Annotated in this window: 16 protein-coding genes; 8 read left to right on the forward strand and 8 right to left on the reverse strand. The window is 67.6% G+C overall.

The window, feature by feature from the left end:
* The 5 genes from C7401_RS12715 to C7401_RS12735 are packed head-to-tail and all read right to left on the reverse strand — an operon-like array spanning window position 1 to window position 6,699.
* The gene (locus C7401_RS12715) at window positions 1-1,389 is read right to left on the reverse strand and encodes an LLM class flavin-dependent oxidoreductase (RefSeq protein WP_112171728.1); all 1,389 of its coding nucleotides are present in this window, start codon (window positions 1,387-1,389) and stop codon (window positions 1-3) included.
* Window positions 1,386-3,110 (reverse strand): dipeptide ABC transporter ATP-binding protein, encoded by a 1,725-nt coding sequence (locus tag C7401_RS12720; RefSeq protein WP_112171729.1) that lies wholly within the window; start codon window positions 3,108-3,110, stop codon window positions 1,386-1,388. The genes C7401_RS12715 and C7401_RS12720 overlap by 4 nt, the downstream gene beginning before the upstream one ends.
* A 24-nt stretch (window positions 3,111-3,134) precedes the next feature.
* Window positions 3,135-4,067: an ABC transporter permease gene (locus C7401_RS12725; protein ID WP_112171730.1), complete on the reverse strand. Its 933-nt coding sequence runs from the start codon at window positions 4,065-4,067 to the stop codon at window positions 3,135-3,137.
* 32 nt (window positions 4,068-4,099) lie between these two features.
* Window positions 4,100-5,047: an ABC transporter permease gene (locus tag C7401_RS12730; RefSeq protein WP_112171731.1), complete on the reverse strand. Its 948-nt coding sequence runs from the start codon at window positions 5,045-5,047 to the stop codon at window positions 4,100-4,102.
* The gene (locus tag C7401_RS12735) at window positions 5,044-6,699 is read right to left on the reverse strand and encodes an ABC transporter substrate-binding protein (protein WP_112171732.1); all 1,656 of its coding nucleotides are present in this window, start codon (window positions 6,697-6,699) and stop codon (window positions 5,044-5,046) included. The genes C7401_RS12730 and C7401_RS12735 overlap by 4 nt, the downstream gene beginning before the upstream one ends.
* A 420-nt stretch (window positions 6,700-7,119) precedes the next feature.
* On the opposite strand from C7401_RS12735, the gene C7401_RS12740 reads away from it, so the two are divergent.
* The 8 genes from C7401_RS12740 to C7401_RS12775 all read left to right on the forward strand — a co-directional run bounded on the left by C7401_RS12740 (window position 7,120) and on the right by C7401_RS12775 (window position 16,566).
* Window positions 7,120-8,337 carry a GNAT family N-acetyltransferase gene (locus C7401_RS12740; protein ID WP_112171733.1) on the forward strand — a complete coding sequence of 406 codons (1,218 nt, stop codon included), beginning with the start codon at window positions 7,120-7,122 and terminating at the stop codon, window positions 8,335-8,337.
* 42 nt (window positions 8,338-8,379) lie between these two features.
* The gene (locus C7401_RS12745; RefSeq protein ID WP_112171734.1) at window positions 8,380-10,146 is read left to right on the forward strand and encodes an ABC transporter substrate-binding protein; all 1,767 of its coding nucleotides are present in this window, start codon (window positions 8,380-8,382) and stop codon (window positions 10,144-10,146) included.
* A gap of 22 nt (window positions 10,147-10,168) precedes the next feature.
* Complete coding sequence (locus tag C7401_RS12750) at window positions 10,169-11,803, forward strand: dipeptide ABC transporter ATP-binding protein (protein ID WP_112171735.1); 1,635 nt, start codon at window positions 10,169-10,171, stop codon at window positions 11,801-11,803.
* Entirely contained in the window at window positions 11,796-12,740 is a 945-nt protein-coding gene (locus C7401_RS12755) for an ABC transporter permease (protein ID WP_112171736.1), read from the forward strand. The genes C7401_RS12750 and C7401_RS12755 overlap by 8 nt, the downstream gene beginning before the upstream one ends.
* A gap of 11 nt (window positions 12,741-12,751) precedes the next feature.
* A complete protein-coding gene (locus C7401_RS12760) occupies window positions 12,752-13,741 on the forward strand; it encodes an ABC transporter permease (protein WP_112171737.1) in 990 nt (329 codons plus the stop codon).
* 41 nt (window positions 13,742-13,782) lie between these two features.
* On the forward strand, window positions 13,783-14,127 hold the full coding sequence (locus C7401_RS12765; protein WP_112171738.1) for a DUF3088 domain-containing protein: 345 nt from the start codon (window positions 13,783-13,785) through the stop codon (window positions 14,125-14,127).
* A 151-nt stretch (window positions 14,128-14,278) separates the two neighbouring features.
* The gene (locus tag C7401_RS12770; protein WP_220092818.1) at window positions 14,279-15,283 is read left to right on the forward strand and encodes an LLM class flavin-dependent oxidoreductase; all 1,005 of its coding nucleotides are present in this window, start codon (window positions 14,279-14,281) and stop codon (window positions 15,281-15,283) included.
* A complete protein-coding gene (locus C7401_RS12775; protein ID WP_112171740.1) occupies window positions 15,280-16,566 on the forward strand; it encodes an LLM class flavin-dependent oxidoreductase in 1,287 nt (428 codons plus the stop codon). Before C7401_RS12770 ends, C7401_RS12775 begins: the two co-directional genes overlap by 4 nt.
* Before the next feature lie 54 nt (window positions 16,567-16,620).
* On the opposite strand, the gene C7401_RS12780 is transcribed toward C7401_RS12775, so the two are convergent.
* The 3 genes from C7401_RS12780 to C7401_RS12790 all read right to left on the reverse strand — a co-directional run bounded on the left by C7401_RS12780 (window position 16,621) and on the right by C7401_RS12790 (window position 21,515).
* The gene (locus C7401_RS12780; RefSeq protein ID WP_112171741.1) at window positions 16,621-17,850 is read right to left on the reverse strand and encodes a porin; all 1,230 of its coding nucleotides are present in this window, start codon (window positions 17,848-17,850) and stop codon (window positions 16,621-16,623) included.
* A gap of 463 nt (window positions 17,851-18,313) precedes the next feature.
* Window positions 18,314-19,846: an amidase gene (locus C7401_RS12785; protein WP_112171742.1), complete on the reverse strand. Its 1,533-nt coding sequence runs from the start codon at window positions 19,844-19,846 to the stop codon at window positions 18,314-18,316.
* 31 nt (window positions 19,847-19,877) lie between these two features.
* Window positions 19,878-21,515: an ABC transporter substrate-binding protein gene (locus C7401_RS12790; protein ID WP_112171743.1), complete on the reverse strand. Its 1,638-nt coding sequence runs from the start codon at window positions 21,513-21,515 to the stop codon at window positions 19,878-19,880.
* Window positions 21,516-21,574: the final 59 nt, after the last annotated feature.

The raw sequence follows: 21,574 nt of genomic DNA on the forward strand, positions 1-21,574 counted from the left end.
TCAATGAACCGGCTGCGCCACGCCGCGCCGCACGGCGTCGCGCAGGGCGCGCGCCGGATGGTGATCGGGCAGGTTCGGGCCGCGTCCGTGAATCTTTTCGCGCAGCGTGCCCGGAGCGTACTCCGTTTGCATCAGGCCGCGCTTTTGCAGCACCGGCACCACGTGATCGACGAACTCGGTCCACCAGCCCAGCGTCGTGACCGGCACCACGTTGAAGCCGTCCACGCCCGCGTCCGCGTAGCGCTGCACTTCGTCGGCAATCTGTTCGGGCGTGCCCGCGAAGCGCCCCGAAACCGTCTCCTTCAGCAGGTCGCCGAACGTGACCGTGCGGTCCGGCGCGGCCTCGATGAAGGCGCGCACGTTGCCGCGCACATGGTTGGTCAGCAGCAGTTCGGATAGCGGCCGGTTCGGATCGATGTCGGACAGATCGACGCCCAAGCTGCCGCTATAGAACGCCTGGAGCGCTTCGAGGCTCAGCCATTCCTTCAACTCGCGGCGGCGCGCGTGCGCCTCCTGTTCCGTCGCGCCGATCACGGGCGCGAGCGACACGATGATCTTCAGTTCGTCCCCGGCGCGGCCGAACGCGCGGGCGCGCGAGCGCAGGTCGGCCACATGCTTCGCGGCGCTCTCGGGTGTGCGCGCCGCGATGAAAGTCGCTTCCGCATGGCGCGCCGCGAACGCGTGGCCCGCTTCCGAGCCGCCCGCCTGGAACAGCAGCGGCGTGCGTTGCGGCGAGGGCTCGGCCAGATGCGGGCCCTCCACGCTGTAGCGCGCGCCGCGATGCAGGATCTTGCGCACCTTCGACGGCTCGGCGAATACGCCGCTTTCGAAGTCGGCGACGAGCGCGTCGTCCTCCCAGCTTGCCTCCCACAGCTTGTAGACGACCTCGACGTACTCTTCGGCCCAGCGATAGCGCTCGTCGTGCTCTTCGAGCTTGTCCTGGCCGAAATTACGCGCGGCGTTGTCGAGGTACGAGGTGACGATATTCCACGCAATGCGCCCGTCGGAAAGATGATCCAGTGTGGACATGCGGCGCGCGAAGTCGAACGGATGATCCTGGATCACCGAACTCGTCACCGCGAAGCCAACGTGCTCGGTGGCCGCCGCGAGCGCCGAAACGAGACTCGCCGGGTCGAGGCTCGGAAATTGCATCGCAGTGCGAATGGATGTGTCGCCGTTGCCGCGAAAGCGGTCGTACACGCCCACCACATCGGCCAGAAACACCGTATCGAAGCGGCCGCGCTCCACGGTCTTCGCGAGTTCGATCCACGGCTGCAAGCGCTTGTATTCCAGTTGGCCACGCCCTTGCGGATGCCGCCAGTAGCCGTGACTATGATGATTGGGCGTGACGTGGGTGAAGGCGTTGAAGATCAGGCGTTGGCGGCTCATGAAGACAGTTCCGTAAGCGGGGCGCGCGACGCCGGTGCGGCCACGCGCACGGGCAGCACCGCGTCGAGCAGGCGCAGCGTCGAGGGGTGCCGCGCGTTGGCGCGCAGATTGGCGGCGTCGAGTGTTTCGATAATGCGTCCGCGCTCCATCACGGCCACGCGGTCGCACAGGAATTCGATCACGGGCAGGCTGTGACCGATGAAGAGATAAGTGAGGCCGAGCGATTCGCGCAACGCCAGCAGCAGGTTCAGGATCTGCGCCTGGATGGAGACGTCGAGCGCGGACGTCGGCTCGTCGAGCACGATGAATTCCGGCTTGACGACCAGCGCGCGCGCAATGCCGATGCGCTGCCGCTGGCCGCCCGAGAAGGCATGCGGATAGCGGTTCAGATGCCGCGCTTCGAGGCCCACGCGTTCGAGCGCTTCCTGCGCCAGCTCGCGCGCGTGCTCGCGGTCGCGCGCGACGCCGAGGCGCAAGGCGGGATCGGCGAGTTGTTCGAGCAGCGTGCGGCGCGGATTGAGCGACGAGGCGCTGTCCTGGAACACGAACTGGAAGCGCCGGCGAAACGCCTTGAGCGCGCTGCCGTCGAGCGTGGCGAGGTCCGCACCGTCGAAGCGCACCGTGCCTTCGCTCGCGGGAATCAGATGCGCGACGACGCGCGCGAGCGTCGATTTGCCCGAGCCGGACGCCCCGATCAGCCCGAAGATCTCGCCGCGCCGCACCTCCAGGCGGGCGTCGATCACGGCATCGAAGCGCCGCGCGCGCGAAGGCAGCCACGATCTCGCGGTGACGAACGTGCGGCGCACGCCGCGCGCTTCGAGCAGCACGGGGGCGGCGTTCGCGGGCGCGCTCGTGTTCGTCCCGCCAGCGCTGCGCTTCTGGCCGCCCGCACCGGCAGCGCCGAGCCGCCGCGAAGGCGACGGGTCGAGCGCACGCAAGCCGATTTCCGGCACGGCGTCGATCAGGCTGCGCGTGTACGCGTGCTTCGGGGCCGCGAGCACGTCCGCGGTGCGCCCCTGTTCGACGATCCGGCCCGCGCGCATCACGGCCACGCGCTGGCTTAGTTCAGCGACTACGCCGAAGTCGTGCGTGATGATCAGGATCGCCACGCCGTGCTCCTGATTCAGGCGCTTGAGCAGGCGCAGGATGTCCTTTTGCAGGACGGCGTCGAGCGCCGTGGTCGGCTCGTCGGCGATCAGCAGGCGCGGGTGATTGAGCGTGGCGAGCGCGATCATCACGCGCTGGCGCATGCCGCCGCTCAACTGGTGCGGCCACGCGCGCAGGGTGCGCGCCGGATCGTCGATGCCGACCTCCGCGAGCGCCTTGGTTGCGCGCGCAAGCGCCTGCGCACGCGTGAGCGGGCGGCGCAGCCGCGCCGTCACGGCGAGTTGGTCGCCGATGCGCATGGTCGGATCGAGCGCGCTCAGCGGGTTCTGGAAGATCGTGGCGACACCGGTGCCGCGCAAGCGTTCGAGTTGCGCTTCGCCGATGCCGACGAGCGGCTGGCCGTCGAAAGTGATGCTGCCGCGCACGCGCGTGACGCCGCGCGGCAGCAGGCCGTTGATCGCGGCGGCCGTCACGCTTTTGCCGGAACCGGACTCGCCGACGAGCGCGACGATCTCGCCCGCTTCGAGCGAAAGCGTCACGCCGCGCACGGCCGGTTCGGCGCCGCGCGGGCCGACGAAATCCACTTCGAGTTGTTCGATGTCGAGCAGGGGCATGATGAGCGAAGAGGAGGTGGCGTGTCAGCCTTGCGGATCGAGTGCGTCGCGCAGGCCGTCGCCTAGCCAGTTGAACGCCACCGAGACGGCGACGATCGCGAGGGCGGGCAGCGTGGCGACGTGCGCGCCGCCCGTGAGCATCACCTTCGCGCCTTCGCTCACCATGCGGCCCCAGTCGGGCATGGGCGGCTGTACGCCGAGGCCGAGATAGCTGAGCCCCGCGAGAAACACGATCATGCCGCCGCACAGCGTCGTGCCGTACACGACGAGCGGCGTGAGCACGTTCGGCAGGATTTCGCGCGCGACGATGTCGAACGTCGACGCGCCCAGTGCGCGCGCCGCTTCGACATACTCGCGCTCGCGCTCGGCCCGCACGTTCGCGTACACGACGCGGGTGAGATAGGGCAGGGCGCTGAACAACACGGTCACGCCCGCCGTGAACGGACCCGCGCCGAACGCCGTGGCGAGATTGATGGCGAGCAGGATCATCGGGAATGCGAACAAAAGGTCGGTTGCGCGCATCACGGCGATGGCGGCGAGACCCCGCGAGTAGCCCGCGTAGAGTCCGAGCGCGAGGCTCGCCACGCAGGCGCCGAGCACCGAAACGACCACGATGGCGAGTGACGTGCGCCCGCCCCACAGCAGGCGGCTCGTCATGTCGCGTCCCTGTGCGTCGAGGCCGAGCCAGTGGCCGGGCGTGCCGACGCCGCCGAGGCGCGCGGCCGGTTCGGCATGGTTCGGGTCGTACGGCGCGAGCCAGGGCGCGGCCAGCGAGACGAACACCGCGAGCGCGATGATGACGACGCCCGCCACGGCCAGCCGGTTGGCGGCGAGCCGCGCGAGCGCGTCGCGCCAGCGTGGCGGCTGCCAGTGCGCATCGTGCGCATCGCTCGCATCGTGTGGGGAGGCGCCGTACGCGTCGTCGATCGGCGCGGCGGAGAGATCGGCTTGCGGCATGGAGATTCCTTGATATGGCGTCGCGCCGGGCCTCAGGCTCGCAGGCGCGGATTCAGCAGGTCGAGCGTGATGTCGGTGACGAGGTTGGCCACGACAAAACACGCGGCAACCAGCATGACGCCCGCCTGTTCGAGCGGATAGTCGCGTCCCGCCGCGGCCACGTAGAGTTGCGAGCCGAGACCGGGCCACGCGAACACGTTCTCGACGAGAATCACGCCCGAGAGCAGATAGCCGATTTGCAGCCCCGTCATGTTGACGACCGGCGCGAGCAGATTGCGGCCCACGTGGCGGCGCAGCAGCGTCCCGCGAGCAAAGCCCAGCGAGCGGAACGTGCGCACGTAGTCGGCGCGCTCGATCTCGATCACGCTCGCGCGCACCAGGCGCGCGAGTATCAGCATCGAGATGACCGCCGCGCAGAACGCGGGCAACAGCAGGTGGCGCAGCGTGTCGAGCGCGCCACCGTCGCCGCGCAGGTCGGCGATGCCCGAGGAAGGCAGCCAGTGCAGCTTGAGCGAAAAGAGCCACACGAGCGCGAGGCCGAGCCAGAAGATCGGCACGTTGTGGCCGAGCTGGATCACGAACATCGATATCGCGTCGGCACGGGTGCCGCGCCTGAGCCCCGCGAACACGCCGATCGCCACGCCGAACACCACGCACAGCACGACGGCGGCGGCCGTGAGCAGCAGCGTATTGCCGAACGCCGGCGCAAGCAGGCTGGCAACGGGCACCTTGTAGATGATCGAAGCGCCCCATTGCCCCGAGAGGAAATGGCCCAGCCACACGACATACTGCTGGGGAAGCGGGCGATCGAGACCGTAGGCATGGCGAAGCGCGTCGATCGACGCCTGCGGCACCTGGCCCGCGAGTGCGTTCGAGATGGGGTCGCCCGGCGCGAGATGCGCCGAGACGAACACGAGCACGGAGATCGCGAGAAAGAGCGGAATGGCCGTCAGCAGGCGCAGGAGGATCGTGCGGATCATGTCGAGAGCGAGACGCGCGCGAGGTCGTACCAGTTCTGCGCGGGCACGTTGAAGCCCTTCACCTTCGGGCTGACGGCGAAGTAGCGCGTGAAGGACACGAGCGGCACCGTTGCCGCCTGCTGCTGGAGCAGCCCGTTGGCGTGCTTCCATGCGGTAATCGCCTTCGCTTCGTCCACTTCGTGCGAAGCGGTGTCGATCGCCGCCTTCAGTTCAGGCCCGAGCAGATCGCCGCCGCCGCGCGTGACGACGTAGCCCTGATACACGATGCGCGCCCACAGCGGCGTGACGAAGCCCCACTCCATGCTGGTGAGCGCCACTTCCGGCGCGAGCTTCGGCAGATTCGACGTGTACGTGAGCCATTCCTGCGAGAGGATGTCGACGTGAATGCCGACCTTGGCGAGATCGCGCTGAATCCATTCGATGCTAGGCTGGTTTGCCTCGTCGGTGGCGATGGTGAAGCGGATATCGCCGTCCTTGAAGCCCGCGTCGGCGAGCCGCTTTCTCGCGGCGTCGGGGTCGTAAGCGTAGTCGCGCTGGTTCGCGTCGAACGCGGCGTTGCCAGGGTTGAGGATGCTGTATGCGGCGAGCGCGTGACCCTTGAAGAGCGTCTTCGCGAGACCTTCGCGGTCGATCGCCTGGATGATCGCCTGACGCACGGGCAACTGCTGCGCGAAACGGTTGCGGAAGTTCCACCCCAGATACAGCAACCCCGCCTGGGCGCTTTCGGGCACCGCGTAGCCGCCGCCGGTCAGTGTGTCGACCGCGTCGGGCGGGGTGCGCGTGAGAATGTCGATCTCGCCCGCCTGCAAGGCGGCGAGCCGCGTAGCGTCGTCGGTGATCGGTCTGAACACGATGCGCTCCAGCGGGGCGCGGCCGCCCCAGTACTGATCGTTGCGCGCGAGTTCGGTTTTCTCGCCATGCACGCGCTGCACGAGACGGAACGGTCCGGTGCCCGTCGCGTGTTCGGCGAGGCCGTCCTGGCCGTACTGTTTCAGCGCCTGCGGGCTGAAGATGCCGGACACGTAGTTGCCTTGCGGCAGCATGCGCAGGAAGTCGCGAAACGGATGCTTGAACGTGTAGCGCACCGTCTGGTCGTTCAGTACCTCGAATGACTTGAGGTCGCCGTACACCGCTTTCATGAACGCGTTCGCCTTTACGTCATAGAACTCGAAGCCCGGGTCGCTGAAACGGCGCACGTTGAATTCCACGGCGTGCGCGTCGAAATCGGTGCCGTCGTGAAACTTGACGCCGGGGCGCAGATGAAACGTGAACGTCGTCGCGTCGTCGCTGACATCCCAGCTTTGCGCGAGCGCCGGAATGAGCGGCGGCGGCCCGGCCGAGGCGGGCTTCGACAGATCCTCGGCGACCAGCGATTCGTAGATATGCCGGTCGATCCGGTACGTCTCCCACGAATACTGATGGTTGGGATCGTAGACTGTGGGCTCCTGGTACGAGCCGACCACGAGCGTGCCGCCTTGCGCACCTTGCACGGCCGCCGCGCCTTGCGTGGCGGCCTGGCCGGTTGAGGACGAAGTGCGCCAGAAGCCGTAAGCGACGGCGCCAACGCCAACGGCGGCGCCCGCGGCAAGCACTGCGCGGCGGCGCGGATTGGTCGGCTTATCGGCGGGCGAGTCGGGTGGAGTGTCGGACATCGGGAGAATCAGTCGATCAGGGGTCGAAGGCACGCGCGGCGCTGAAAATGAGCACAGCGATGTGCCGGGAAGCGAAAAGGCTAGATTCGCCAAACGCTTCCGGCAACCATTGATTCATGCAATCGATATGAGCGCTTTTTTGCCATTGCCTGATGCACGCAGGGCGAGCGCCGTTGAATAGCTTATGATTGCGCGCCGAGAATATTCAGAATCAATTCATATAATCGGAGTGCAGAATAATCCGCAAGTCGAATGCTAGGATTGAAACCCGCCGATCAACACGCCGCAGGAATGATGTCAGGTCGTGTTATTGCAGCGGATATCTCCAATCCAACGTCAATTTGATCTGCGAAGCGCCATGCAAGAACCGACGAGACTCAGTGCGTTTGCCAAACCTGGCGTACACGCGGCAGGTGGGCAATGAGCATTGAAGTTCGCGTGCTGCGCGACACCGCCGATCTGCTGGCCGCGCTCACATTGTTTCGCTCCGCGATGATCGGCTTGCCTGCGCTGACCGTAGACGACGCCGTGCGTCTGGTCGGCATGAGCGAGCCGGGGCGCAGCTATGGCGCGTTCGACGGTGGCACGCTGGTCGGCACGACGGAGTCTTACTCGGGCACGCTCACCGTGCCGGGCGGCGCGCGCGTGGCGCATGCCGCGGTGACGCACGTCGGGGTCGCGCCCGGTTGCACGCGGCGGGGCGTAGCCATGGCGTTGCTAGAACGCCAGTTGCGCGACGCGCACGCCGCTGGCGACGTGGTGGCGACATTGCGGGCGTCGTCTGCCACGCTCTATGGCCGCTTCGGTTACGCAGTGGCGTCGTCCACGGCTACGGTCGAGATCGACACGCGGCATGCGCGCCTCGCCGTCGAGTGGCGGCCCGACGCGGTGCGGCTCATCGACCCCGTGCAGGAGTGGGACACGATGCGCCACGTCTACGAACGGCATCCACCGTTGCGCGCGGGCACGATCAGCCGCCCGCCGTACTGGTGGGCGAATGTCGCGCTGCGCGAGCGCGGTGCGCCCACCCCGCACTACCTGGCGACGCATGAAGGCCCCGACGGTCCGGACGGCTATGTGCGCTATCACGCGGCGGCCAGCGACGGCTGGTTCAGCGACCGGCAGCGAACGATCGTCGTCAGCGATTTCGTCGCGCGCACGCCGGGCGCTTCGGCGGATCTGCTCGGCCATGTGTTGTCGCGCGATATCGCGCATCGCATCGTAATCGCCAGTTGTGCGATCGACGAGCCGTTTGGCTGGCTGCTCGACAACTATCGCGACGCGCGCGTGAGCGCGGTGGCCGATGAAACGTGGCTGCGCATTCTCGACGTGCGCGCGGCGCTTGCGGCGCGCTGCTACGGTCACTACGGCGGCGAGGCGGTCATCGAGATCGCCGACCCGCTCATTGCGGGTAACAGCGGGCGCTTTCATTTCTCGGAGCGCGGTGCGCAAGCGACGAGCCGTTCGCCGGATGTCGTGCTCGGCATCGACGCGCTTTCGGCGGTTTATCTCGGCGGCGTGCGCTGGTGGCAACTGGCGCGCGCGGGACGCCTCGACGTGCGCCACGCGCCCGCGCTCGACAGTCTCGACGCCTTGTTCGCTTGTGATGCGGCGCCGTTTAGCGGCACGCGTTTCTAGCGCAGTCCGCTCCCCATCCTCTTTCAACTCAAAGCATTGACCATGAAGGCAAAATTTCTGGAACGCGCGAAGCGGGCGGCGGGTTTCGCGGCGCTCGTCGCGCTTGGCGTGAATGCGGGCGGCGCGCATGCCGCATCGGCCGACGCGCCGCAGCGCGGCGGCACGCTGCGCATTGCCTCGTTGCAGCCCGATATCGACGCATTCGATCCGCAGACCGGTTACAGCATCGATTCGTGGGAGATCCTGCGGGCGGTCACGCGCCAGCTGGTCACCTATCCCGGCTCGCCCGCCGGACTCAAGGACGACACGAAGATCGTGCCCGATCTCGCGAAGTCGTGGGACGTGAGCGCGGACGGCAAGACCTATACGTTCCACCTGCGCGACGGCATCCGCTTCGCGGGCCCCACGCAACGCCCGATTGTCGCGAAGGACTTCGTCTACACGATCAAGCGCTTCTGCGACCCCAACCGCCAGGTCGCGGCGGTCAACTATTTCAATCTCGCGTTCTCGGGATTCGCCGACTACTGCAAGGCCTTCTCGAAGGTGCCGACCGGCGATCTGGCCGCGGCACGCAAGTTCATCGACACGCATGACATCGCGGGCGTCTCCGCGCCCGACGACAAGACGCTCGTGCTGCGCTCCGACACGCGTAATTACGACTTTCTGAACATCCTGTCGATGAACTTCGTGTCGCCGTTGCCAGAAGAAGTCGCCTCGCGCTATTTTCCCGATTCGCAGGAGTTCCGGCGTAGTTTCCCGTCGAGCGGACCGTATTATGTGGAGTCCTATACGAGCGGCCAGCAACTCACGCTCGCGAGAGTGCCCAACTACAACTACGCAAGCGACCCCGCGCGCCACGCCTACGCCGATCGCATCGTGATCGACTTCACCTCGAACAGCGAAGACGCGGTCGTGCAGAAGATCCAGACGGGCGCGGCTGACCTTTCGCTGTATCTGGACGTGCCGCCGCTCGCGACGCTGCGCAGCTACCAGTTGCAGAACAGCCCGCAGTTGCATGCCTCGAACAGCGGCGCGGCGAACTTCATCGTCCTCAACGCGCGGCCCGAGGCACAGAGCGCGGGGGCCAATGCGCTGCGCAAGCTGCCCGTGCGCCAGGCGCTGGCTTACGGCGTGAACAAGGCGCATATCGTCCAGACGCAAGGCGGCACGATCGCCGCCGAGCCGCTCGGGCAGATCATCACGTCCACCACGCTCGGCTATCAGAAGTTCGACCCGTATGGCACCCCGCAGGACCGGGGCGATGCGCAGAAGGCGAAGGCGCTCCTCGCCGGGGCGGGCTACCCCGGCGGCGTGAGCTTCGACCTGGCTTATCGCGCCAATGCGCAGTTTTCGGCCATCGCGGTGACGCTCAAGGAAGACCTCGCCGCCTCGGGCATCAAGCTCAACCTGCTGCCGATCCCGCCGACGCAGTTCCTCGCCTACCTGCAAGACCCGAAGAGCCGCTACGATCTCGCGCTCGCGCAGTTCGCCCCCGACTGGCAGGGGCCGAGCACGCGCATGCTGCTTGGCGGCTGGCTCGACTCCGACGCGTCGCCTTGCGGCAAGGGCAATAACTACGCGATCTGCTATCGCAATCCGCAATTGAACGCGCTCGCGGAAAAAGCGTTCCCCTCGGAGAATCCCGGCCCGATCTGGACCGAGGCGGATCGCCTCGTGTCGGCGGACCTGCCGTGGATTCCGCTGTTCGAAAAGTGCAAGGTGGCGATCACGTCCGACCGCGTCACGAACTGGGTGTGGTCCTCGCTCGCGGTGCAGGCCGACGTGACCAACATCGCGTTGCGCCAGTAACCGCATTTCGTGGACGACCCCCATGGCGCTCCTGGAAATCAACGACCTGCGCGTGAGCTTCGGCGCGCAGGGCGCGCGTAACGAGGTGGTGAGCGGCGTGTCGTTCGCGGTGGATGCGGGCCGCACGCTGGCCGTGGTCGGCGAGTCGGGCTCGGGCAAGAGCGTCTCGCTGCTCGCGGCGACCGGCCTGCTCGGTCCCGGTGCCGAGGTCACGGGCAGTGTGCGCTTCGACGGCCGCGAGATCCTGCACCTGGACGCGCGGCAGTTGCGGGCGTTGCGCGGCGCGCGCATCGGCTACGTGTCGCAGGACCCGTCGAGCAACCTGCATCCGCTCAAGCGTATCGGCGTGCAGATCGCGGAGGCGATCCGCGTGCATCGTCCGCTGCGCGCGCGTGCGTTGCGCGCGCGCGTGATCGAGTTGCTCACGGAGGTCGGGATTCGCGACCCCGAGCGCCGGATCGACGATTATCCGTGGCAGCTTTCCGGCGGCATGCGTCAACGCGTGATGATCGCGATGGCGATCGCGCTGAACCCGCAGCTGGTAATCGCCGACGAACCGACCACGGCGCTCGACGTCACGGTTCAGGCTTCGATCATGCGCCTGCTGCGCCAGCTTCAGGCGCGCCACGGCACGGCGCTCGTCTTTGTGAGCCACGATCTCGCGCTCGTCTCGGACATCGCGGACCATCTCGTCGTCATGCAGCGCGGGCACGTGCGCGAATCGGGCGAAGCGCAAGCGGTGTATCGCGAGCCTTCGCATCCCTATACGCAGCAACTGCTCGAAGCGTCGCTGCCGTTGCGCGCGCCGTTGCGCCCGTCCGCACCGGCGGCGACGCCGTTGTTGCGGGTCGAGGCGGTCTCGCGCGTGCGCACGAGCCGCAGCGGCTGGCGTTCGCACGCTCGCACGGTGCTCGACGCGGTGTCGTTCGACTTGCATGAGGGCGAGATTCTCGGTCTGGTTGGCGAGTCGGGCTCGGGCAAGTCGACCATCGGCCGCATCGTAGCGGGTTTCGACCGCCCCGACGGCGGCCGCGTGCTGCTCGACGGCGACGCTTATGCGCAAGCGGGGCGCGGCGCGCCACGTCTGCAAGCGACTACGCGCCGCGCGATCCAGATGGTGTTCCAGGACCCGTACGGCTCGCTCAATCCGCGCCAGCGCGTGGCGACCGTACTGGCCGAGCCGTTCATCCTCCAGCGCAAGCTCACGGCCGCGCGCATCGAGCAGGAGGTCGCCGCGCTCGCGCAGCGCGTGGGACTGCCTCACGAATTGCTGGAGCGCTTTCCGGCGCAGCTTTCCGGCGGCCAGCGCCAGCGCGTCGCCATCGCGCGCGCGGTGGCGCTTCAGCCGCGCGTGGTGGTGGCCGACGAGCCCGTCTCAGCCCTTGACCTCACCACGCAGCGCCACATCGTGGCGTTGCTGCGCTCATTGCGCGACGCGCTGCGCGTGTCGTTCCTGTTCATCTCGCACGACCTGGCCGTGGTCGGCGAGCTTTGCGATCGCGTGCTCGTGCTCGACGGCGGGCGCATCGTCGAAACCGGCCCGGCGCGCGAGGTGCTCGCGCACCCGCAACATCCCTACACCCGCAAGCTCGTCGATTCCATTCCGGGGCGCGGGCAGCTATTCACTTCCGGTTTAGCGGAGCTCGATCATGTCTAGAGGGTTGCCAGCCCTGTCACCGCCCGTAGCGGGCGCTCAACCCGTGCGGCGCGCCGCCGGCATCACAGGCGTGCTGTTGCGCGAGCGCAGCGTGGTGGTGGGCTTGCTGATTGTGGTTTGCGTGGTGGCGGCGGCGCTGGCCGCGCCGCTCGTTGCCGCTTGGCTGGGCCACGGTCCCACGCAGCAGTTTCGCGACACGGCGCTCTCCGAAATGGGCTTGCCCGTGGGGCCCAGCCGCGCGTTCCCGTTCGGCGCCGACGACAACGGCCGCGACGTATTCGTGCGCACGCTCTATGGCGCGCGCCTCTCGCTGCTGATCGCGCTGCCCGCCACCACGCTCGCCATGGTCGTGGGCACGGTGATCGGACTCGTGGCGGGCTATCTGGGCGGGAACGCGGACCGCATTCTCTCGCAGGCCATCGACGTCACGCTCTCGTTTCCGTTCGTCGTCACCTCGCTCAGCCTGATCGCCTTCGCGCGCGGCGCGGACGGCACGAGCGTCGTGAACCCGGCCACGCTCGTCATCGTCGTCATCGCGCTCTTTTCGTGGACGTATTTCGCGCGGCTCGTGCGCGGCCTGACGCTCGCGCTGCGCAGCCAGCCGTTCGTGGAGGCGGCAGCGATGACGGGGGCGGGGCGCCTGCGCATTCTCTGGCGCGAGATCCTGCCGAACATCGCGCCCGCCGTGATCGTGTACTGGGCGGTTCAGTTGCCGAACAACATCATCGCGGAGGCGACTTTGTCCTTTCTCGGCGTGGGCGTGCAGGCGCCCACCGCAAGCCTCGGCAACATGATCGCCGATGCGCAGCGTTCATCGATGTACCAGGTGCAGCCGTGGTTCCTGCTGGGGCCTGGCATCATGCTGTTCCTGATCGTGGTGGGCTTCAACTCGCTGAGCTCGGGGCTGCGCGACGTGCTCGACCCGTCAAGACGTTAGGAAAACTGACCATGCCAAATCTGCTGCTGCGTCTGCTGCGGACCGTATCGACGCTCCTGATCGTCCTCTTCGCGACCTTTCTGATCACGCGCCTCGCGTATCAGGACCCCGCCGTGATGCTCGCGCCGCGCAACGCGAGCCAGCAGACGATCGACGCCGTGGCGCACGCGCTGCGTCTTGACGAGCCCTGGTATCGCCAGCTTGGCTACTACGTGTATCGCGGGCCCGATATTCAGGGCGCGCCCATGGGCCTCGCCCACTGGCCGCCCGCACTCGGCTATTCGTTCCGCCACCAGGCGCCCGTGACCGATCTGATTCTCGCGAAGGTGCCGGTCACGCTGTCGCTCGCGGCCGGGGCACTGTTTTTTTCGGCGATCTTTTCGGTCGCGCTCGGGGCGATCGCGGCGCGCTACGCAGGCTCGTGGATCGATCGCGGGCTCGCGACCGTCTCGTATGCGGCGCTCTCGGTGCCGACCTTCCTGAGCGGCATGCTCGCGTCGTACTTCCTGTTTTATCACCTGTCGCTGCGCGGCATTCACCTGTTTCCGCCGGGCGGTTACGCGCCGCTCAGCGAGGGCGTGGGCGAATGGGCGCGGCACCTGCTGCTGCCGTGGCTCACGTTGTCGGTGGCGGAGGTGGGCGTGTTCCAGCGCATCGTGCGCTCGTCGATGCTCAACGTGCTGAGCGCCGACTATGTGCGCACCGCGCGGGCCAAAGGCGTGCCCGAGTGGCAGGTGCAACTGCGCCACGCGTGGTCGGCGGCGCTCAATCCGGTGCTGGCGCTCGGCGGGCTGGAACTGGCCACGATCATGGGCGGCGCGATCGTCACGGAACAGATGTTCGGGCTCGACGGCGTGGGCCGTCTCGCGGTCACGTCCGCGCTCGACGGCGACTTTCCGGTCGTGATCGGCACCACCATTTTCGCGGCGTTCGTGTTCGTCGCGTGCACGCTGGCCGTCGATCTGATCGTGCGCTGGCGCGATCCCGCAAGCGCCGCTTAACCGAAGCAAAAAAGTCCTATCCACGAAGAGGCAAACACATCATGAGCCGCGATCTGCTGTTATTGCTGGAACCGAACTTCACCGACCCGCGCCACCCAGGCGAGCGGTTTATCTGCCCGGACGGCGCGCCCATCGAAGGGCTGCTTGCGAGCGACCCGTCGAAAGTCGACCGGCTCGACGTGCGCCGCATTCCGTTCGAGCGTCCTCGCGCGGCGGTGATCGAGGCGCTGGACGCCGATCATCAGGGCTTGCCGGTGCTCGTGCTGGGCGACGAACTGCCCGCGCCCGCCGATGCGCTGACGCTGGGCGAGCGGCGTTTCGTGACCGACACCCGGCGCATTCTCGACCTGCTGGCCGAGCGTCACGGCTTTGCCAAGGTGCATTGAGTCGCCGCATTTTGTCCGTCGAAGCCGTGCGACGTCACGACGTTACGATGACCCGTACGGCTCGTCCTTTTAGCGTGAGCGTCGCTTGCCACGGTGCGCAATCCGCCACCCGTTCCCGGCAGCACGCGCCGCGCAACAGTGGAGAACCAGATTGCCTGTTCCCTTGCACATCGGAATCGAACTTCCCGGAGCGGATCTGCTTGCCGCTTTGGCATCGCCAGCCGGCGACGCCGTGCGCGCGCTCGATGCGAGCGGCGCGGCGTACGCCGTGATCGGCGGCGAGCGCGACGATGAGGCGCCTCGCGTGGCGCCCAGCCCGACCGTGACCGCCGCGCTGCTCGCGCGCCATACGCGGCGTATCGGCCTGGTGGCCGCCGCCTCGCCGCAGCGCGATCACCCGTACAACATCGCACGACGCAGCGCTTCGCTCGATCACTTCAGCGAGGGCCGCGCGGGACTGCTGGCCTTGCGGCACGATCGCGCCACGGCGCTCGGTCTTGGCGAGACATCCGCCTGGACCGACGCGCCCGCCGATGCCGCGACGCTTGCCGAAGCGCTCGTCGCCGTACGCAAGCTCTGGCGGACCTGGCCGCTCGAATCGCTCGACGACGATCCGTCCGTGTCGAGCCGTGCCGTAGTGCGCCTCGCCGTGCACGAAGGCCTCTTTCCAACACGCGGGCCGCTGAACAGCCCCGCCACGCCGCAAGGCGAGCCGGTGGTGTTCTGGCGCTGGCACGCCCACGCAAGCGTTGCCGCGGAACTGGCGGCTTTGCGCGAGGCGGACGTCGTGCAGGTGAACGCGGCGAACCTGGGCGGCTTCCTGCGCGCTGCCGCCGACGTGCTCGACCGCGCGCATGCGAGCGGCGAGCCGATCCAGGTGCATGTTCGAACGCCGTGGACGCCGGCGCTCGATGCGCAACTGAGCGAATGGCGCGGCCATGCGCACGTGGTCGGCGTCACGCTGCTTGCCCGCGAGGGAGAACTGGCCGCGTGGCTCGCGCAAGGCTCGCTCGCCCGGCTGACGAGCGAATCGTCCGTGAACGCGCCCACGCACGCCAACACGCTGCGCGCGCGCCTTGGCATCGCGCGCCGCGCCGACCCCGACCTGAGCGGCCACGCGCCCGCTTTCGAACCCGTCAACAAGGTGGCCGCATGAGTGTCCAAGCTCCTCGTCATGTGATCCTGAACGTCAACGTGCTCGACTTCGGCGTGTCCGCCGCGGCGTTCGAATATTCGGGCCTGCCCGCGCGCTCGGTGACGTCCGCCGACTATTACGCGGGCATTGGCCGGATCGCCGAGCGCGGCAAGCTCGACGCATTCTTTCTTGCCGACAGTCCTGCGCTGCCTCACGATCCGCGCGGCCGGGGCGCGCGGGCGCTGGAGCCTTCGCTGATCCTCGCGGCGGTTGCCGACGCCACGCGCCACCTGGGCGTGATCGGCACGCTCTCCACGACATACAACGACCCGGTCGAACTGGCCGAACGCATGTTGACGCTCGACCACCTGAGCGGCGGCCGCGCGGCATGGAACGCGGTGACCACCTACAGTCCCGCCGTCAGCCCGAACTTCGGCCTGCACGACAATCCCGAGCGCGAGCTGCGTTATCGCCGCGCCAACGAGTTCGTCGACGTGGTGCTGGGCTTGTGGCAGGGCGCGATTTCCGGCACGCCGCTCGCGCATCGCGGCGAGTTCTTCAAGGTGGAAGGGCTGCTCGGTCTGGGCGCCTCGCCGCAAGGCCATCCGTTGCTGGTGCAGGCGGGCGGCTCGCCCCAGGGGCGGCAACTCGCGGGCCGTACGGCCAACGCGGTGTTCGCCGCCGAGCTGGACCTGGACGCCGCCATCGAGCATTACGGGCAGGTCAAGGCCGACGCCGTCGCAGCGGGCCGCCGCCGCGAGGACGTGGCGATCCTGCCGGGCCTCATCACCATCATCGGGAGTACGAAAGAGGAGGCGTATGCGCGCGAAGCACGGCTGAGCGAACTGGCGGGCGGGCGTCACGAAGTGGCGGCGCTCAGCGGGCGGCTGGGATTCGACCTGTCCGAACTGGGTTACGACGAGCGCATTCCCGCGCATGCCTACGCCGAGCTGGCCGATCCGCAGCAGTTCAAGGCGTCGCTGGGCTTTCGCGAATCGATCGTGCGGGTGCTGCGCAAGCGCGCATACACGGTGCGCGAACTGGTTGCCGAGTTCGGCCACAGCACGCACAAGCGTTTCGTCGGCACGCCGGAGGAGATCGCGGACTTCATCGAAACGTGGTTTCGCGCGGGCGCGGCGGACGGCTTCAATCTGATGCCCGATGTGTTTCCCGGCGGCCTCGACGTCTTCGTCGATGAAGTCGTGCCGCTGTTGCGCGCGCGTGGCCTCTTTCGCCACGAGTATGCCGAGGACACGCTGCGGCAACGCTGGGGCGTGGACCTGGCCGAGTCGGTCCCGGCCTGACCCGCGATCGAGCCGCCGCTGTCGAACCCACGACGCGGCGGCTCGTGTTGCCCTTTAGAACAGGTGCTTGATGCCGGCCGACACCGCCAGCTGGTTCGACGTGGTCGAAGGCGACAGATAGCCGATGGACGCAACCGCTTCGCGGCCCCACGAATCGACGCCGCTTGCATGCTGGTACGCAGCCGTTGCGTAGAGCTCGGTGGCCTTCGAGAGCGAGTAACCGGCGCCCAGGTTCCACTGCTCATAACGCGCGCCGCCGCTGCCGTTCAGGTTGCCGCCATTCGTGTAATCGAACGACGTGCCCACGCGCAGCAACGGCGTGACCTGATAGCGCACGCTTGCCCCGACCGTGTTGAATGACGCCGTGCCGTGGTAGTTCTGCGTGTTGAGCGCAGGCGTGGCGCCGAGATCGCGATATTGCGTGTTGGACCAGGCGACGCCCAGGATGGCCGAGCCGATCGTCCAGGTCGAGGCCACGGCGACCGTCTGCTGCGTGCGGGCGGAGGCGAAGCCCGAGATGGACGGATTCGATTCCGGCGACGTGGCGGAACCGGCCGAGCCGAGATTGTTGCCCGTCGCGCTTGCGTTCGCATTCGTGCCATACAGCGAATTGTTCGGGTTGCGCGCGTTGATGATCGACGCCGCGACAGCCAGGTTCGCGCCGGTATAGCTGAAGCCCGCCGACCAGTACTGGTTTTGCGTGAAGTTGCCGGCGATGCCGCCCAGGCTGTACTGCGCGCCGAAGCGGAACCCCGAGAAGGCGTCCGAGCTGTACTTGATCGAATTATTGATGCGGTGCGTGAAGTTCAGGTTGTCGTAGTCGGCCGGATGGATCGCGAGGTTGCCGAAGTACCACGCGTAGAGCAGCGGCGACACATAGTCGACCGCGGCATCGGATTGCCGGCCGAGCGATGCGGTGCCGTAGGTGGGCGCCGCGATCCCGATCCACGCCTGGCGGCCGAACAGGGTGCCGCCCTGGCCCATCGTGCCGTTGGCGACGCTGAAGCCGTTTTCGAGCGTGAACAGCGTCTTGATGCCGCCGCCCAGATCCTCGGTGCCTTTGAGGCCCCAGCGGCTCGAACTCGGGCCCGAGGTGCCGCTGTCGAACTGGGCGACCTGGCCACCGCCTGTGGGCTTGCCGCCGGCGCCCGTTGCCGACGTTTGAACGTTGTTCGCATAGGTCACGTTGCCCGTGACGATACCGTAGAGCGTCACGCTGCTTTGGGCGTAAGCGGCGACGGGGGACAGGGCGAGGGTAGTCAGGGCGAGAAGTGTCTTTTTCATGTTAAAGGCAGAGTCGAGCCGTGATCGGCTTCTGAAGGGTCGTTGTGAAAAATTCGCTTGATCCGCGAATTCATTTCCGGGCGCAAATGAAATGATCGGAGTGCGAATGAAATAGACTGAATCGGTCAGATCAATTTCTTTCGCGATTATTCACTTACCGGGAACTATTTTCCGGAGTCACGGAAGCCCCGGTCAAGGCGAAAACATCGGCAATATCGAACGATTTCTTATACTGATATTTATTCGGTACTGCGATGCGAATGCCGATTCTGTAAAAACCGCTGACGATGTCGATTGTGTCTGCTCAATCGATGGCGGCGCGGCCCGGGCAGGCGAGATGCGCGTCCGGGCCGCGTTTCGTATGCATTCGTGTGACGGGGGCTGCACATCCGGCGCGGCCGCGCAAGCGCTGGATGGAGCGCGCGGGGATGCGTCTAAACAACACCCTGCGCGCCACCCTCAATCACGCGCCCTGACCATACCCCGGCGGCGCCTCGAATCCGCCATACGCGTCTTCGAGCAAGCGCGCGAACGCGATCGGCGTGCGATCTTCCAGCCACGGTCCGATCGCCTGCGCGCCGACCGGCAGTCCGTCGCCGTCGAGACCCAGCGGGAAACTCGTTGCGGGCAGACCGGGCAACACCGGCAAGCCCGCCCAGTAGAAGAAGTCGCTAAAGCGCAGCGTCCGCACACCGTCCGCGAACGTCGCCGCAAACGCGCGCTCGTCCTTGGGCTCGCTGTGATCATGGGGGAAAGCAGGCGTGGGGGCGACGGGCGTAACGACCACGTCGAACGCCTGGAAAAGCGCTGCCCACTGCGAACGCAGCACGAAACGGCGTTCGTTGGCGGCAAGCCAGTCGCGGTGCGAGATCGAAGGCGCGCGCAGCGTGGCGGCTTCATAGCTGTCGTCGCCGGGCGCAAGGGCGGCGAGGCGCGCTTGCGCGGCTTTGTCGGGTAACGGCTGGATGGCCGATGACCCGAGCAGCGTGCGGTACAGCGTGTGAGACGCGCGCAGATCGGGCAGCAAGCCGTCGGGCAGATCGGCGGGACGCTGAAACTTCACACCCTGCGCTTGCAGACGCTCGACCACGCGCTGCGCCACGAGCCGCTCCGACTCCGTCGGCTCCACGCCCGGCCAGCGATCGATCACGAGCACGCGGAAGTCGGCGAGCCGCGCATGGCGCGGGGGCGGCAGCGTCACGCGCCATGCCTTGTTCAACTCCGGGTCGCGGTTGAGCAGCAGGCCGAGCGCCAGATCGAGGTCGGCGGCCGTACGCGCGAGCGGCCCGGCCACGCCCAGGTCACGCGACGCGCGGCGGCCCGGCGGCAGGCCCGAGCCGAGCGTCGCGATGAGACCGTAGCTCGCCTTGTGGCCATAAAGGCCCGTGAAATGCGCGGGAATGCGGATCGAGCCGCCGATGTCCGTGCCCACTTCGAGCGCGACAAAGCCCGCCGCCACGGCCGCCGCGCCGCCGCCCGAGGAACCGCCGGGCGTGCGCGCGAGGTCCCACGGATTGCTCGTGCGGCCGTAGACCGCGTTATAGCTTTGCAGATCGGTGAGCCCATGCGGCACGTTGCTCTTGCCGATCACGACCGCGCCCGCTTCGCGCAATGCCGCGACCACGGCCGAATCGTGCTGCGCGCGGTTGCCGGTCAGTTCGGGCTTGCCGACCGTGGTGACGAGTCCTTCGGCGTCGAACGATTCCTTCACCGTGACGGGCACGCCGAGGAGCGGCTTGCGTTCGCCGCGTGCGAGCGCGGCGTCGGCGGCGCGGGCATCGGCGCGGGCGCGTGCGTCGTCGCGCACCACGACCGCGTTGATCGCGCCATCGAATCGGTCGATGCGCGCGAGGCTGTGTTCGAGCAACGCGAGCGCGCTCACGCGGCCTTCGGCTAGCGCGAGCGCCTGTTCGGCGGCGCTGGCGAACGAGAGTGCATCGAGCGCGTTGGCGGTGTCTTTTTCGTGGATGGTGTCGGGCAGGGCGGCGGTGCTCATGGTTGCGGTTGTCCTTGCGGTAAGGTCGGCATCAGGCCGGTGCGATCCACGCGTCGGACAGGTCGCCCGCCGTGAGATCGATGCTGTTGTTGAGGTTGTGCACGCGGCGGTTGTAAACCTGCACGGCCGAGGGCACCGTCACGAGCGGGAACACGGGCAAGTCGCGCCCCACGATCTGCTGGATCTGCTTGAAGATCGCCGCCCGGCGCGCGTTGTCCTGTTCGACTGCCGCCGTCCTGAAGAGCGTGTCGACCTGGGGGTTCTGGTAATGCGAGGCATTGATCCAGATGAGCGGATGCGCCACGCCGTCGCCCCAGTAGATGCGCTGCACGCCCACGGACGGGTCGTAGAGCCGCCCGAGCCCGTTGATGTTGAGGTCGAAGTCGCGCGCGGTATAGGCGCGGCGCAGGTACGTGGGCAGGTCGCCGTCCAGGATCGTCGCCTTGATGCCCACGCGCGAGAGCGCGGCGCGCAGGTAGTCGGCGCTGCGCCGGAAGTCGCTGCCGGTGAGGTAGTTGATCTTCACCGCGAAGCGCTGGCCGTCCGCGCCACGCGCGTGGCCCGCGGCGTCGAGCAGCGCATTGGCCTTCGCGACATCGTGGGGATAGGCGAAGGTGCTGTCGTCGTAGTAGTCGGCGAGCACGGGCGGCACCGGCGAATTGACCACTTGCGAGCGGCCGTAGAACACATGGGCGCGCAGGAACTCGCGGTCGACGGCGTGTGCGATCGCGCGGCGCACGTCGGCGTTGGCGAGCAGCGGATTGTCGAGATTGAATTCGAGGAACGCGGCGTTGTTCAGGTACGCGTCGTAACTGTCGTCCACGCGCAGGTGCGGCAGGGTCGCGAGGCGCGGCAAGTCCGCGAGCGCGACATTGGTCGCGGCGTCCACTTCGCCGGTTTCGAGCGCCGCCGAAATCGCGCCCTGATCGGGCGTGATGCGATACACCAACTGGTCCAGATGCGGCGCGCCGTGGCGCCAGTAGTCGGGGTTGCGCTTGAGGCTCACGTGCGAGCCGCGCACCCATTTGTCGAACACGAACGGCCCGGTGCCGATGGGCGCGAGCACGTTCGGGCTCGTGGTGGGATCGCCGTCGCCGTAGCGGTGTTGCGGCACGATCGGCAACTCGGCCGAAGCGAGCGCCTTGAGCAGATACGGCGTGGGCTTGTCGAGCACGATCACGGCCGTGAGCGCGTCGGGCGTTTCCACGCCGGAGACGTTCGCGAGCGTAATGCGCCCGCGCGGGCCGAGCCGCTTTTGCGTGAGCACTGAAAAGCGCACGTCGTTCGAGGTGAAGGGCCGGCCGTCGTGCCAGCGCACGTCGGGGCGCAGCGCGAAGGTGTAGCGCAGCCCGTCGCCGCTCACGGACCAGCGCACCGCGAGCAGCGGTTGCTCGCGGAACTGCGCGTCATAGCGCAGCAGTCCTTCCGAAATCTTCGCGCTGATGTTGCGGATCACCGTGTTGGTGTCGAGCAGCGAGACGAGGCCGGGCGGCTCCTGTTGCACCGCGTAGGTGAGGGTGCCGCCCGATACCGGCGTGGCCGAAGTGACCGAAGTGGCGGACGCCCCGGCGGCGCCGGCCGCCTGCGCGCGCGCCGCGAGCGGCACGGCCGCGCCGCTCGCGAACAGGCCGGCGGAAAGTTGCAGGAAGGTCCTGCGGTCGATACTCATCGTGCCTCCAGTGGTGGAAACGGGATTGCGCGCAACCTTGGCGTGAGTGAGGCCGGTTG

Origin of the sequence: Paraburkholderia unamae, from assembly GCF_003268775.1 — a bacterium.
In the GTDB taxonomy this organism is placed as follows: Bacteria; Pseudomonadota; Gammaproteobacteria; order Burkholderiales; family Burkholderiaceae; genus Paraburkholderia; species Paraburkholderia unamae.

Excerpts from the sequence above, each read along its gene's own strand:
- C7401_RS12725 (WP_112171730.1), bottom strand. The coding sequence starts at position 4,067 with ATGCCGCAAGCCGATCTCTCCGCCGCGCCGATCGACGACGCGTACGGC.
- C7401_RS12760 (WP_112171737.1), top strand. The coding sequence starts at position 12,752 with ATGCCAAATCTGCTGCTGCGTCTGCTGCGGACCGTATCGACGCTCCTG.
- C7401_RS12790 (WP_112171743.1), bottom strand. The coding sequence starts at position 21,515 with ATGAGTATCGACCGCAGGACCTTCCTGCAACTTTCCGCCGGCCTGTTC.
- C7401_RS12740 (WP_112171733.1), top strand. The coding sequence starts at position 7,120 with ATGAGCATTGAAGTTCGCGTGCTGCGCGACACCGCCGATCTGCTGGCC.
- C7401_RS12745 (WP_112171734.1), top strand. The coding sequence starts at position 8,380 with ATGAAGGCAAAATTTCTGGAACGCGCGAAGCGGGCGGCGGGTTTCGCG.
- C7401_RS12720 (WP_112171729.1), bottom strand. The coding sequence starts at position 3,110 with ATGCCCCTGCTCGACATCGAACAACTCGAAGTGGATTTCGTCGGCCCG.
- C7401_RS12765 (WP_112171738.1), top strand. The coding sequence starts at position 13,783 with ATGAGCCGCGATCTGCTGTTATTGCTGGAACCGAACTTCACCGACCCG.
- C7401_RS12785 (WP_112171742.1), bottom strand. The coding sequence starts at position 19,846 with ATGAGCACCGCCGCCCTGCCCGACACCATCCACGAAAAAGACACCGCC.
- C7401_RS12755 (WP_112171736.1), top strand. The coding sequence starts at position 11,796 with ATGTCTAGAGGGTTGCCAGCCCTGTCACCGCCCGTAGCGGGCGCTCAA.
- C7401_RS12750 (WP_112171735.1), top strand. The coding sequence starts at position 10,169 with ATGGCGCTCCTGGAAATCAACGACCTGCGCGTGAGCTTCGGCGCGCAG.
- C7401_RS12715 (WP_112171728.1), bottom strand. The coding sequence starts at position 1,389 with ATGAGCCGCCAACGCCTGATCTTCAACGCCTTCACCCACGTCACGCCC.
- C7401_RS12735 (WP_112171732.1), bottom strand. The coding sequence starts at position 6,699 with ATGTCCGACACTCCACCCGACTCGCCCGCCGATAAGCCGACCAATCCG.
- C7401_RS12775 (WP_112171740.1), top strand. The coding sequence starts at position 15,280 with ATGAGTGTCCAAGCTCCTCGTCATGTGATCCTGAACGTCAACGTGCTC.
- C7401_RS12780 (WP_112171741.1), bottom strand. The coding sequence starts at position 17,850 with ATGAAAAAGACACTTCTCGCCCTGACTACCCTCGCCCTGTCCCCCGTC.
- C7401_RS12730 (WP_112171731.1), bottom strand. The coding sequence starts at position 5,047 with ATGATCCGCACGATCCTCCTGCGCCTGCTGACGGCCATTCCGCTCTTT.